At 70.7% G+C, this 12,235-nt stretch carries 14 protein-coding genes and 1 pseudogene; 6 read left to right on the top strand and 9 right to left on the bottom strand.

Going from position 1 to position 12,235, the window contains the following annotated elements; translation table 11 throughout:
- The 6 genes from DW297_RS07195 to DW297_RS18860 form a co-directional block, all read right to left on the bottom strand.
- Positions 1-410, bottom strand: a 410-nt coding sequence (locus tag DW297_RS07195; RefSeq protein ID WP_136030844.1) for a lactonase family protein, incomplete at its 3' end; no start/stop codon positions are given.
- A gap of 16 nt (positions 411-426) precedes the next feature.
- On the bottom strand, positions 427-1,713 hold the full coding sequence (locus tag DW297_RS07190; RefSeq protein WP_136030841.1) for an adenylosuccinate synthase: 1,287 nt from the start codon (positions 1,711-1,713) through the stop codon (positions 427-429).
- 120 nt (positions 1,714-1,833) lie between these two features.
- Positions 1,834-2,094, bottom strand: a complete 261-nt coding sequence (locus DW297_RS07185; protein ID WP_136030839.1) for a hypothetical protein — start codon at positions 2,092-2,094, stop codon at positions 1,834-1,836.
- 27 nt (positions 2,095-2,121) lie between these two features.
- Positions 2,122-3,249, bottom strand: coding sequence for a hypothetical protein (locus DW297_RS07180; RefSeq protein WP_136030837.1), 1,128 nt, complete (start codon positions 3,247-3,249; stop codon positions 2,122-2,124).
- A 98-nt stretch (positions 3,250-3,347) separates the two neighbouring features.
- Positions 3,348-3,920 (bottom strand): barstar family protein, encoded by a 573-nt coding sequence (locus DW297_RS18865; protein ID WP_168442816.1) that lies wholly within the window; start codon positions 3,918-3,920, stop codon positions 3,348-3,350.
- The gene (locus tag DW297_RS18860) at positions 3,917-5,176 is read right to left on the bottom strand and encodes a hypothetical protein (protein WP_168442815.1); all 1,260 of its coding nucleotides are present in this window, start codon (positions 5,174-5,176) and stop codon (positions 3,917-3,919) included. Before DW297_RS18860 ends, DW297_RS18865 begins: the two co-directional genes overlap by 4 nt.
- A gap of 105 nt (positions 5,177-5,281) precedes the next feature.
- Between DW297_RS18860 and DW297_RS07170 the strand changes: the two genes are divergently transcribed.
- Positions 5,282-5,977, top strand: coding sequence for a Pr6Pr family membrane protein (locus tag DW297_RS07170; protein WP_136030835.1), 696 nt, complete (start codon positions 5,282-5,284; stop codon positions 5,975-5,977).
- Positions 5,978-5,985: 8 nt separating this feature from the next.
- Here DW297_RS07170 and DW297_RS07165 read toward each other — a convergent pair whose 3' ends face one another.
- The 3 genes from DW297_RS07165 to DW297_RS07155 all read right to left on the bottom strand — a co-directional run bounded on the left by DW297_RS07165 (position 5,986) and on the right by DW297_RS07155 (position 8,311).
- A complete protein-coding gene (locus DW297_RS07165; RefSeq protein ID WP_168442814.1) occupies positions 5,986-6,363 on the bottom strand; it encodes a type II toxin-antitoxin system VapC family toxin in 378 nt (125 codons plus the stop codon).
- Entirely contained in the window at positions 6,360-6,626 is a 267-nt protein-coding gene (locus DW297_RS07160; RefSeq protein ID WP_136030830.1) for a hypothetical protein, read from the bottom strand. The genes DW297_RS07165 and DW297_RS07160 overlap by 4 nt, the downstream gene beginning before the upstream one ends.
- Positions 6,627-6,883: 257 nt before the next feature.
- Positions 6,884-8,311 (bottom strand): FAD-dependent oxidoreductase, encoded by a 1,428-nt coding sequence (locus DW297_RS07155; RefSeq protein ID WP_136030828.1) that lies wholly within the window; start codon positions 8,309-8,311, stop codon positions 6,884-6,886.
- A 214-nt stretch (positions 8,312-8,525) separates the two neighbouring features.
- On the opposite strand from DW297_RS07155, the gene DW297_RS07150 reads away from it, so the two are divergent.
- From DW297_RS07150 to DW297_RS07130, 5 genes and pseudogenes are all read left to right on the top strand, one after another.
- On the top strand, positions 8,526-9,455 hold the full coding sequence (locus DW297_RS07150) for a DMT family transporter (protein ID WP_136030826.1): 930 nt from the start codon (positions 8,526-8,528) through the stop codon (positions 9,453-9,455).
- Between the two features lie 125 nt (positions 9,456-9,580).
- Positions 9,581-10,687: an AAA family ATPase gene (locus tag DW297_RS07145; RefSeq protein WP_205828247.1), complete on the top strand. Its 1,107-nt coding sequence runs from the start codon at positions 9,581-9,583 to the stop codon at positions 10,685-10,687.
- A gap of 9 nt (positions 10,688-10,696) precedes the next feature.
- Positions 10,697-11,584, top strand: coding sequence for a DUF58 domain-containing protein (locus DW297_RS07140; RefSeq protein ID WP_136030824.1), 888 nt, complete (start codon positions 10,697-10,699; stop codon positions 11,582-11,584).
- A complete protein-coding gene (locus DW297_RS07135; RefSeq protein WP_136030821.1) occupies positions 11,571-12,056 on the top strand; it encodes a hypothetical protein in 486 nt (161 codons plus the stop codon). Before DW297_RS07140 ends, DW297_RS07135 begins: the two co-directional genes overlap by 14 nt.
- Positions 12,047-12,235: pseudogene (locus tag DW297_RS07130) on the top strand (hypothetical protein); the annotation flags it as partial. The gene DW297_RS07135 and the pseudogene DW297_RS07130, both read left to right, overlap by 10 nt.

Raw genomic sequence — 12,235 nt, 5'->3', positions numbered from 1 at the left:
GCTCGTGCCGCCGCCGCATCCTCCTTCGCCGGCACGAGCCGTCCGTCCGCCGCGATGCCGAACCGCACCACGCGTCCGTCGCCGTAGCAGCTCGCGATGAGGGTCTGCCCGTTCGGAGACACCGCGACGTGGCACACGCCGTCGCCCGTCGCCACCGGATCACCCAGGGGCGCGAGGGCCGTGTCACCCGTGCGCGCGAACGCCTGCACGGCCGCATCACCCTCCAGCGCCGCGTACACCACGTCGAGACCCGGGTGCTGCGCGAGCCACGACGGCGACGGGGTCGCCGTCACCGCCCCGCGATACGCGAGAGTGCTCGCCTCGCGACCCTCGTCGCCCGCGAGCACGCCGATGCCCTCGGCGGAGCCGTCCATCGCGGGGCCGTAGCCGCCGAGCCAGAAGCGCGTCACGGTCGCCTCCCCTCGATCAGTCGAGCAGATCGTGGCGCACGATCACCTGGTCGCGCTCGGGGCCCACGCCGATCACCGAGATGCGCGTGTTGCTCATCTGCTCCAGCGCCAGCACGTAGTCCTGCGCCGTCTGCGGCAGGTCCTCGAAGGTGCGCGCGGTCGAGATGTCCTCGCTCCAGCCGGGGAAGTACTCCAGGATCGGCTTCGCGTGGTGGAAGTCGGTCTGGTTCACCGGAACCTCGTCGAAGCGCTCCCCGTCGACGTCGTAGGCGACGCACACCGGGATCTGCTCGAGCCCGGTGAGGATGTCGAGCTTGGTCAGCACGAGGTCGGTGATGCCGTTGATGCGCGTGGCGTAGCGGGTGATCGGCGCGTCGTACCAGCCGACGCGGCGCGGCCGCCCGGTCGTGGTGCCGAACTCGAAGCCCTGCTTGCGCAGCCACTCGCCCTGCTCGTCGAACAGCTCGGTCGGGAACGGGCCGGAGCCCACGCGCGTCGTGTACGCCTTGACGATGCCGACGATGCGGTCGAGCGCACCGGGACCGACACCGGAACCCGTCGAGGCCCCACCGGCCGTGGCCGACGACGACGTGACGAACGGGTAGGTGCCGTGGTCGATGTCGAGCATGGTGGCCTGGCCGCCCTCGAACACCACGACCTCGCCGCGGTTCAGGGCCTGGTCGATGAGGTAGCCGGTGTCGGCGACCATCGGGCGCAGCCGCTCGGCGTACGACAGCAGGTCGTCGACGATCTCGTCGCACGTGACGGCGCGGCGGTTGAAGACCTTCACCAGCAGGTGGTTCTTCTGGTCGAGCGCACCCTCCACCTTCTGGCGCAGGATGTTCTCGTCGAACAGGTCCTGCACCCGGATGCCGACGCGGTTGATCTTGTCGGCGTACGCGGGACCGATGCCGCGGCCCGTCGTGCCGATGTTGCGCTTGCCGAGGAAGCGCTCGGTGACCTTGTCGAGCGTGCGGTGATACTGCGTGATGATGTGCGCGTTCGCGCTGACCTTGAGGCGCGACACGTCGATGCCGCGGGCCGACAGGGCCTCGAGCTCCGAGAACAGCACCTCCAGGTCGATGACCACGCCGTTGCCGATGACCGGGGTGACCCCGGGCGACAGGATGCCAGAGGGCAGCAGGTGCAGCGCGTACTTCTCGTCGCCGACGACCACGGTGTGCCCGGCGTTGTTGCCGCCGTTGAACTTCACCACCCAGTCGGTGCGCTCACCGAGAAGATCGGTGGCCTTGCCCTTTCCTTCGTCGCCCCACTGCACGCCGACGATCACGATTCCTGGCATGGGTTCTCCCCTGCTTTCGCCGGGTTTGCACCGGCCGATGAGCTGGCCCTCTTCGGGCGTCCCCATCCTATCGGGCGGCCTCCGACACCCCTCCGGCGGTGGATGCGGCTGAGGGCGGCGTCACTCGACCTCACGACGGAAGCGCGCGAAGCACTCGATCGCGCTGTCGCGGCCATCCTCGCCGTCGAGGTCCGCGATGTCCTCGATCCGGGCGGTCATCGATCTGGCGAGATCGCGGATCCCCGACCCGTCGTTCTCGAACAGGGGCCCTCGCGCGGACAGCGACGACTGCGCGTCGACCAGCGACGACTCGCCCCGCTCGAGCCGCTGCATCGCGTGCGTCATCTCCGCGAGGACCGAGCGGTTGTAGTCCGACAGCATGGCTGGCCTTTCGGTGGGGATGGACGCTCAGCGCGTCCGTACGAGGCGGTTCGACGAGCGGAGCCGCTCCGGCATCACACGCGCCGTCGCCGTCGCCAGCCTGCGATCGTCGGGGTCGCCGAGAAGGGGCACGAAATCCTCGGGAAGCCAGGAATCCCGGTCCTCCGAAGGTTCCGGAGCCGGCGACGTGCGGGAGATGTGGAGGAGGCCGTTGGCGGACTCACGCAACTCGCCGTCGACGAGATGCGGGCGCACGAGTTCGGCGTAGTCGGGAGCGAACCAGCTCAACCAGGGCGCCTCGACGGGGAGCCCGGTCCACTCGCCCCACTTCGCGCCCGCCACCGGCGGCTGGTATCTCGACGGCCGCACGTCCGCGCACGCGTAGAAGCTGCCGCAGCGCGCGGCCAGGTCAACGAAGAACGCCTCGACGGCCGCGGCCGGACGTGGCTTCACCAGTGTCGTCGCGTCGAGCACCAGCCCGAGACGCTGGCGCTCCCCGATCTGCTGATGCGACCACTCCTCGAGGTACCCGTACTCCAGCGGCTTGCGTCCGGCGATCCGCATCCGGTCCGTGGCGCACTCCTCCCGGTAGAACCGGTCGAACCCCGCTGCGCCTTCCTTCGCGAACTTCAGCGTCGGCGACCAGTGGCCGAACGCCCGGGGCAGCGCCCGCGGGAACAACTCCTCGGCCGCCGCGACGTAGTGCGCGGCGAAGTCGGCACTGTGCTCGTCGATGACGCGGAACCACTCCAGGTGCAGGAACAGCTCAGGCTCCGCGGGACGTGCGGCGGGCGGGGGCGGATCCTCGGTCTGCGCGTCGACCACCACGCCGTCGACCCGTGTGGCCAGCCGCGCCGCGAACGCGAGGGCGAGGGCCGTGTTGGCCTCGACCTCCTCGTCGTACGCCACGGAGATGCTGTAGTGCACGCGTCGCCCGGCGAGGTCGGCCCGCCCCTCCGGCATCTCCGCGCGATCCCGGCGGCTCGGTCCGTCGACGAGGAAGCAGTGGGAGCCCCCCTGCGCGCGCACCACCGCCGAGATCCCCGCGGGTTCCGCGGTCACGTCGGCATGGAGCGCGGCGTCCTCCGTGATCACGGAGACCAGGTCACGCGGTCGCAGCGAGCGCTTCCCGTAAACCTCAACGTCGTACGACACCGTGCATCCCCTCCCGTGCGGGTCTCCCCATCCTGACGTACCGCCGTGCCGTCGCCGGAGCCGGGGGCGTCAGTGCCACCCCTCGGAGACCACTGTCGTCATCGGGTGCCGCCCTCACGCAGGGGGATGTCGGTGCGTGCGCCGGCTGCGACGCGGACGAAGCGGTCGATGCCCTCCGGATGCGCGTCACTGACGTTCAGCAGTGCATGGAACGGGGTCGGCGGCCGAGCGTGGACCGCAGGACCGTCCACCGGCTCCGACCAGGATTCACCTGCGAAGTGCAGCGTCCGCAAGAACGCTTCCAGGTCGAGCGGATCGTCGACCAGCACCTCTTCCGCGCGCTCGACGACGAGGACGTAGGCACTCGCCGGCAGCCATTCGTCCAGGGAGCGGAGGCAATCGCTCAGCGCCGGCCAGTTCTCGCCGAAGCCGTCGAAGAACTGGAGAGCGGCACCGAACTCGTTCATGAGTCCTTCGTAGGACCGCATCTTCCATCCGCGCAGGGTGCGCACGCACACGTCGTCCCGTCCTGGCTCCGCGTAGAACCACGAGGGGATCCATTTCTCGCGACCTGGCTCGCCGTGACCGACGTACACCCACGGGCCGCCCGTCGTCCAGAGGAAGTCCCGCGCGGTCGACGACGGACCTGCACCCGATTGTTCGAGCGTCATCGGCGTCCCTCCCCCGGCCGCGCGCCCGCCCTGGCTTGCACGTCGCGCGCTCGCGCATAGTGCGCCTCGATGCGCAGGGCCTGGGGCGAGCCCGCGGCGGGATAGCGCAGAGACGCCGGCATGACGGCGGCCGCCCTGCGGCATCGCTCGTCGATGGCGGGGTCGAACACTCCCCGGTAGTCGGCGGGAATCCAGGGGTCGCCGCTCAGTGCGCGCAACTCCTCCGCCTCGGCGGGGTGTTCGGTCCAGCGCAGCAGGGTTCCCCGCGCCGTGGCCGTCGTTCGCGCGGGGTCGAGGTGCGGCGCGACGAGCTCGGCGTACTCCGGCCCGAACCAGGTCAGCCACTGCGGGTCGGTCGGCAGCCCGCTCCACGGGTCGTCGAGCTTCACGTCCATGGACGGCTGAGCGGTTCCGTATCGCCTCGTGCTGACCTCGGCGAAAGCGAAGAAGGAGCCGGTGCGTTCGGCGAGGGCGACCACGAACGACTCGACGGCGCCGAGAGCCTTGAGCTTCACGAGCCGATCGAGCTCGAACTTCAGCCCGATCGTCTGCGTGCGCCGGCTCAGGTCGTTGGTCCAGCCGTCGATGGTCCCGTGCTCGATCGGCTTGCCGGCCAGGATGAGGGTGCCGATGTAGCAGGACTCGCGGTACATCGTGTCGAACAGGGCGTCGTCGTCGCGGGGGAACCGCCCCTGGAATGGTTCGTGCGTGCCGAAACGCGAGGGTACCCCCGGCCGGAAGAACTCGCGAGCGGTGCGGAGATAGATCGCGGCGAGGTCCTGGTCGTTCCGGTCGTCGAGCAGGCGATACCAGCGGAGGTGCAGGAAGCGCGGGCGCGGGGGCTCGGGTTCCGGCGCGGGCTCTGGTTCGCGCGGCTCGACGGTCTGCGAGTCGATCACCGTGCCGTCGATGCGCTCCGCCAGCCGCGCCGCGAAAGCCGTCGCCGCCGCCAGATCGCGCTCGTCGACACGGAACGAGAACCCTCCGTCGGACTGCACGGCATACGGCACGTGGATGCTGTAGAGCACCGTGGAGCCGGCCGCCTCCGTCCACTCCTCCGGGATGTCCTCCGGCTCCAGCAGATTGGGCCCGTCGAGCTCGAACGCCGCCGCACGGCCGCGCTTGTGCACGATGGAGGAGATCGTCTGCGCGCGCCGGTCGACCGTGGCCTTCAGCCCCCGCACCGACGACACCACCTTCGCGAGTTCCTTCGCCGTCAGCGAGACCCTTCCGTACACCTCGAGGTCGTACGACATCGAGCCACCCCCTCCGCATCGTCTGCCCCATCCTGTCGTACCCAACGGACACCGGGTGGCGGTGGGCAGGATTCCGTGCCGCTACAGTGTGCGACGGAGGTCGGTATGACACGGTGGTGGCCCTACGCGCGGCTCGCAGCATCGGCTCTCGCCGTGGCGGCCATCGTCGCCCAGCTCCTGCGCACGCTGGAGATCGCGCGCGACGCCGACACCGCGTGGGGCGGCCACCTCCCCACCGTGATCGCGAACTTCTTCAGCTTCTTCACGATCGAGTCGAACGTGCTCGCGGCGGTCGCCCTCGCCGCCGGGGCCGTGTGGGCGCTGCGCCACCGCGACACGACCGACCCCGAGCCGCGCTGGCTCGCGGTCCTGCTGATGTGCGCGAGCAGCTACATGATCGTGACCGGCGTCGTCTACAACACCCTCCTGCGCGGCATCGCCCTGCCACAGGGTGCCACGGTCGCGTGGTCGAACGAGGTGCTGCACGTGGTGATCCCCCTGCTGATGCTGCTCGACGTGCTGGTCGCCCCGCGTCGACGCGCACTGCGGTGGAGCGCCGTCGCGGTCGCGGCGGTCTTCCCGATCGTCTGGGTCGTGTACACCCTGGTGCGCGCGAACCTCGTGGTCTCCCCGGGGACGGGCGAGCACTGGTGGTACCCCTACCCGTTCCTCAACCCGCACCAGCCGGGCGGCTACGGGACCGTGGCGCTGTACGTGCTGCTGATCGCCGCGATCATCCTCGCCACCGCCGCACTGGTCGTGTGGGTCGGCCGCCGACGCGGTGTCGTCCGCGCGCAGTGACGGCGCGGTCAGTCGAGCGCGTGTCCGCTGCGCGCGGCGGCCGCGGCCAGCTGACGGTCGAACGTCGCGAGACGGCATCCGTGATGCACGGCCGTGGCGAGCACACACGTGTCCGGCATCTTCAACCGGTGCTCGGCGCGCAACCGTGCAAGAGCCAGCGGCTCGTCAGGGCCGAGGGCCGCGACCTCGACGCCGATCTCGTTCAGGTCGTCCCAGGCCTGAGCCTCGCGACCGACCCTGGCCGGCCCGACCAGCACTTCGGCGAGCGTGAGCGGATGCACCAGGTACGGCGGCGGCGTGCGCTCGAGCATCTCCAGTGCCGCCCGGTGGTGCGCGTCGCGGTCGTCGAGCAGACCGATGAGCACACCGGCGTCGACGACGATCACTCGTCCCAGCCTTCGCGGACGCGCTCCAGGTAATCGTCGCCGTAGACACCCGAGTACCGTCCGGCGAGAGAACGGAGTCGCTGCGCCCGCCGGGCATCACCCTCATCCGCGTGCTCTTCGAGGGCGCGGGCGCCCTCCTCGAGAAGGAGGAGGATCAGGGCACTGTCGCGCTCCTCCTCCGGCCACCGCCGTCGTGCCACGTCAAGGGCGCGGGCGACCTGCGGCGTGTGCGTGATGTTGGTCCGCGGGTGCTTGGTCGGCATGCGTCAAGTGTAACACCAGCAGTCTGCGGTGTAACACCGACGTCGACGAAAGCGGACATCACCCGGGTGATCGCCCGCCGCTGATCTTGTGGAGCGCGTGACCCGGTGTCACGCTACCCCTGTCGCCACCGAACCGTTGGGTGCAGCGGACGGTGGCGTCGGGCTCCGCCCTTTACCCCGCCAAGGACGGCACCCGACGAGGTGCTCTCGCGCCGCCCAGGGGGCTGATCGTCGCGAGAGCACCCCGACGAATCCGATCAGGCGGGCAGCAGCGCCTCGCGCTCGTCGTCGTCCGCCGCCGGGTCGCCGGTGAGCAGCGCCGCGCCACGGGCATCCGGGTCCACGTCGAGGTAGCGGTCGAGCGAGTCGTCGAGCTCCTCCAGCCAGGGCGTGTGATGCACGGCGGCGAGGGTGCCCGTCATGACCGAGGCGTAGACGCGGTCGCGGTACCCCATGATGTCCGCCTTCTTGTCGCGCTTCCACGCCAGGAAGATCTCGACGACGCGGTCGAGGTCGAACGCCGGATAGTCGGTGCACTCCAGGAGGTCACGGATGTAGTCCGCCTGGAAGCGGATCTCGGTCGCCGCCGAGTCGATCCGGTCGAAGCGCTCCCGCCACTGCGCGATCGAGGCCGCCCGCTCCGCCTCGTCGGGGAGCTCGATGCGACCGAGGATCACGTCGCGCACGAACCACGCCTGCGCGTCGAACATGTTGAACGTGAACCACTGGTCCTGCGCGCCCAGGTACGCCAGCCGCGGGTTCTGCTGCCACAGCACACCGCGGTAGAGCCCGTCCGGGTAGACGTTGTTGGGCGACGACAGTGCGAGGTCGCCCGGGAGGAAGGGGTACCGGTGCAGGTAGCCGGTGCAGAGGATCACCGCATCCACGCGCGTGGAGGTGCCGTCGGCGAAGTGCGCCACGCTGCCGTCGAACCGTTGCACGACCGGACGCTCCTCGAAGCCCTCCGGCCAGTCGTACCCCATGGGCGCGGAGCGGTAGCTGGCGGTGACGGAGCGGGCGCCCATCTTGAACGCCTGGCTGCCGATGTCCTCGGCGGAGTAGCTCGACCCGATCACGAGCACGTCGCGGCCGGCCAGCGCTTCGGCACCGCGGAAGTCGTGCGCGTGCGAGATCGATCCGGGGAAGGTCTCGATGCCGTCGACGTGCGGCACGTTCGGGAAGGAGAAGTGCCCGCTGGCCACCACCACGCGGTCGAACTCCTCCGTGGTCGTCGCTCCGGTGGGCAGGTGCTCGCTGGTGAGCGTGAACACCTCGCGCTCCTCGTCGAACTCCACCCAGCGCACGGCGGTCTGGAAGCGGATCAGGTCGCGCACCCGCGTCTTCGCGAGGCGTCCGGCGATGTAGTCCCACAGCACGGGGCGCGGCGGATACGACGAGATCGGACGGCCGAAGTGCTCGTCGAAGGTGTAGTCGGCGAACTCCAGCGCCTCCTTCGGGCCGTTCGACCACAGGTTGCGGTACATGCTGGAGTGCACGGGCTCGCCGAACTCGTCCAGTCCGGTGCGCCAGGTGTAGTTCCACTGGCCGCCCCAGTCGGCCTGCTTCTCGAAGCAGACCAGGTCGGGGATTTCCGCCCCCGCACGGGCCGCGGACTCGAAGGCCCGCAGCTGTGCCATCCCCGAGGGGCCGGCACCGATGATCGCTACTCGTTCACTGTTCGTCACGTATGGTCCTCACACTCGTCGTCATGTATCGGGCGCAGCCGTATCCGGGTGAGGAGGACAGTCCTTCTCCGGGGGGAGCGGAACGCTCGACCTGCCCGGACAGTGGCTGCTCTTCGACGTTAGCAGTGCCCCACCGGCGGCCTGGCGGGAAAGCGACGACGGCTGTCGCTCCCGAGGATCGCCCGCTGTCGGAGGCCGGTGGGAGGATCGGACGGTGCCGCACACCCCCGCGCCAGAGCCCACGGTCGAGCAGCGCGCGCCCGACCGCCGTCAGGGCGTGCTCGTCCTCCTCGCCGCCGTGGTCACGGTGGTGCTGTGGGCCTCGGCGTTCATCGGCATCCGCGGAGCGGGCCCGCACTACGACCCCGGTGCGCTCGCGCTGCTGCGCATGGCCGTCGGCACGCTCGCGCTGACGGTGATCGCGCTCCGCCACGGCATCCGCCTCCCCGACCGGCGGCAGTGGCTGCTCATCGTGCTGTGGGGCGTCGGCTGGTTCTGCGTGTACAACCTGGCCCTGAACAGCGCGGAGCGCACGCTCGACGCGGGGACGGCGGCGATGGTGGTCAATCTGGCTCCGCTCATGGTGGTGGTGTTCAGCGGACTGTTCATGCGGGAGGGCTTCCCTCGCCCGCTGATCATCGGCGCACCCATCGCGTTCCTCGGCGTGGTGCTGATCGGCATGAACTCCACGAGCAGCACCGGTCCGGACATCACCGGGCTCCTGCTCGCTCTGCTGGCCGCGGTCATGTACGCCGGATGCACGCTGCTGCAGAAGCACCTGCTGAGCGGGGGTGCCGACGCGACCACGCTCACGTGGCTCGGCGCGGCCGCGGGCACGGTCGCCCTGCTGCCGTGGATCGGTCCGCTCGTGGCCGACGTGCAGTCCGCGCCCCTCGACGCGACCCTGTGGGTGGTGTACCTGGGCGTGTTCCCCACGGCGATCGCATTCACCACCTGGGCGTACGTGCTGCAGCGCAGTACCGCGGGCAAGACCTCCGCCACGACCTACGTCGTCCCGGCGCTCGCGATCCTGATGTCGTGGATGATCCTGGGCGAGGTGCCGACGCCGCTCATGTTCGTCGGTGGCGCCCTGTGCCTGCTCGGGGTGCTCATCACGCGCCTGCGCTGGCGCCGCGCCCGCTGATCCGCGGCTTCCCCGATGCCGACGCCGCCCGGTTCGGCGGGCGCGCGTCCCGTCGTTGCGATTACGCTGGTCGGCGGAGGGGCACGACGTGGTCCCGCGTGTGAACGAGGGAGACGAACCGACCGATGACCGAGCCCGACGCGCAGACTCCGCCGACGATCTCCGCACCCCCGCCCCCGCCCGCTCCCTCCGCCGCGACCTCGCCCGCCGCCACCCCGGCTCCGACGCCCGCGCCCGGCGAGAAGCCCGCACCCACCGAGGCCGAGATGGCCCGCGCCACCGGCGTGCTGAAGACCATCTCCGACGCGTACTCGGCGAAGATGGTCGGCCAGGAGCGCCTGCGCACCAGCCTGCTCGTCTCGCTCATCGCGGGCGGCCACATCCTGCTGGAGAGCGTGCCGGGTCTCGCGAAGACCACCGCCGCGAGCACCCTGGCCGACACCGTGAAGGCGCAGTTCAAGCGCATCCAGTGCACGCCCGACCTGCTGCCCAGCGACATCACGGGCAACCAGATCTACGACGCCGCGACCGGCACGTTCCGCACCGTGCTCGGCCCCGTGCACGCCAACTTCGTGCTGCTCGACGAGATCAACCGCTCCAGCGCCAAGACCCAGAGCGCGATGCTCGAGGCGATGCAGGAGCACCAGACCACGATCGGCGGCGAGATCCACCCGCTGCCGAAGCCGTTCCTGGTGATCGCGACGCAGAACCCCATCGAGCAGGAGGGCACCTACGAGCTGCCCGAGGCGCAGATGGACCGGTTCCTGCTGAAGGAGATCGTCGAGTACCCGAGCCCCGCCGACGAGTTCGAGATCCTCAGCCGCATCGACTCCGGCGTGCTCGACCCCGACCGGCACGTGTCCAGCGCCGTCACGCTCGACGACGTGCACCTGCTGCAAGACGTCGCGAGCCGCATCTACGTCGACCCCGCGATCCGCAACTACATCGTGTCGCTCGCCTACGTCACCCGGAATCCGGCGCCGTACATCGGCGAGGAGCGCGCCCGCTACATCAAGTACGGCGCCAGCCCCCGCGCGAGCATCGCGTTCCTGCAGGCGTCGCGGGCCCTCGCCCTCCTGAACGGACGCGCGCACGTGCTGCCGGAGGACATCCGCGCCCTCCGGCACCTCGTGCTGCGCCACCGCGTGCTCCTGACGTTCGAGGCCGACGCCGAGGGCATCCGCAGCGAGGACATCATCGACCAGATCTTCGCCTCGGTCCCCACGCCCTGACGCACCGCCATGGCCAGCCTGATCACCCAGGTGAAGAGCAAGCTCTTCATCCACTCGTCGCGCAAATCCCTGCACGCGCTCGACGGCGCCTACGCGTCGCTGCTGCACGGACGGAGCCTCGACTTCGAGGACCTGCGCAAGTACGAGTACGGCGATCAGGTGCGCGACATCGACTGGCGCGCGACCGCCCGGCTGGGCACGCCGCTGGTGAAGCGGTCGCGGGCCACGCGCATGCACACCGTGATGTTCGTGGTGGACACCGGTCGCTCGATGGCCGCCCTGGCCGCCGACGAGCGCTCGAAGAAGGAGCTCGCGATCCTGGCCACCGGGGCCCTCGGCGTGCTCACGCTGCGCCACGGCGACGACTTCACCGTGGTCTACGGCGATGCGTCCAGGGTGCGCCGCCTGGCTCCCGGTCGCAGCGAGGGCGCCCTCGAGCACGCCCTGCGCACACTCGATCGCGCGGTGGACGACGCGGCGGCCCCGAGCGACCGCGACGCGCTGCTGTCGTTCGTCACCCGCACCGTCGCCCGCCGCATGATCGTGGTCGTGCTCACCGACGAGGCCCCGGTCACCTCCGAGACCGAGCGACTGCTGCGGAGGCTGCGCGTGCAGCACGACGTGCTGTGGCTCACGCTGCGCGACGCCGACCCCGTGCTCGACCACCGCACCGGGCGGCTGCGCGTCGACGTGGACAGCCGGTGGCAGGTGCCCGACTTCGTGCAGGGCGACCGCGGCATCGTGCAGGAGCTCACGGCGCAGCGCGATGCCGACGCCGCCCGCCTCGCCGACCTCCTCACCCGCATGGAGATCAGCCACGCCGCGCTCGACGGACAGGACGACGCCGTGCCGCAGCTGCTGCGGCTGCTGAACCGGAGGTCGAATGCCCGGCTCTGACGAGCTCTACCCGCCGGCGCAGTACGGCTGGGGCTGGATGCTGCTCGCGCTCGGCATCCTGGCGCTGCTGGTGCTCGGCGCGTGGCTGCTGATCGTGCTCACGCGACCCCCGCGCACCGCGGCCCCGGCCGCCACGGGCGCGACGCCCTCGACGCTCGACGTGCTGTCGGTGCTGCGCACGGAGTACCTCGACCGCATCCAGGCCGTGGAGAACGACTACCTCGGGCGCCGGCTGTCGGCGCGGCAGGCCAACCTCGAGCTCAGCCGCGTGGTGCGCGCGTTCGTGAACGAGTACAGCGGCCTGGAGGCGCCCGTGCTCGCGCTCGACGACCTGGTCGCCCGTGGCGTGAACCCGGCCCTGATCGACGCGATGGGCCGGCACTACTACCCGAGCATCTTCCGGCAGGGTCCGGCGATCGACCCCGTGGCGGGGGCCGCGGCCGCCAGGACGGTGGTGCGCGCATGGCACTAGCGAACGTGTGGATGCTGATCCTCGCCGCGGCCGTCGTGGTCGTGGCGGTCGCGGTCGGGCTCGTGCTGGGGTTGCGGCGGCGGGGCGGTCGTGCGGCCGGTGACACCGCGCGGGTCGCGCGAGCCGAACGGCTGCGCACGCTGCCGTCGTTCCGCCAGGCGCTGTCACGGCGGGGGCGA

Source organism: Microbacterium sp. PF5, from assembly GCF_004794315.1.
Classification (GTDB): Bacteria; Actinomycetota; Actinomycetes; order Actinomycetales; family Microbacteriaceae; genus Microbacterium; species Microbacterium sufflavum.
The sequence above is the reverse complement of the archived record's forward strand: the minus strand, read 5'-3'. Positions and strand labels throughout refer to the sequence as shown.

Excerpts from the sequence above, each read along its gene's own strand:
- DW297_RS18865 (WP_168442816.1), bottom strand. The coding sequence starts at position 3,920 with ATGACGCTCGAACAATCGGGTGCAGGTCCGTCGTCGACCGCGCGGGAC.
- DW297_RS07170 (WP_136030835.1), top strand. The coding sequence starts at position 5,282 with ATGACACGGTGGTGGCCCTACGCGCGGCTCGCAGCATCGGCTCTCGCC.
- DW297_RS07185 (WP_136030839.1), bottom strand. The coding sequence starts at position 2,094 with ATGCTGTCGGACTACAACCGCTCGGTCCTCGCGGAGATGACGCACGCG.
- DW297_RS07160 (WP_136030830.1), bottom strand. The coding sequence starts at position 6,626 with ATGCCGACCAAGCACCCGCGGACCAACATCACGCACACGCCGCAGGTC.
- DW297_RS07190 (WP_136030841.1), bottom strand. The coding sequence starts at position 1,713 with ATGCCAGGAATCGTGATCGTCGGCGTGCAGTGGGGCGACGAAGGAAAG.
- DW297_RS07135 (WP_136030821.1), top strand. The coding sequence starts at position 11,571 with ATGCCCGGCTCTGACGAGCTCTACCCGCCGGCGCAGTACGGCTGGGGC.
- DW297_RS18860 (WP_168442815.1), bottom strand. The coding sequence starts at position 5,176 with ATGTCGTACGACCTCGAGGTGTACGGAAGGGTCTCGCTGACGGCGAAG.
- DW297_RS07145 (WP_205828247.1), top strand. The coding sequence starts at position 9,581 with ATGACCGAGCCCGACGCGCAGACTCCGCCGACGATCTCCGCACCCCCG.
- DW297_RS07140 (WP_136030824.1), top strand. The coding sequence starts at position 10,697 with ATGGCCAGCCTGATCACCCAGGTGAAGAGCAAGCTCTTCATCCACTCG.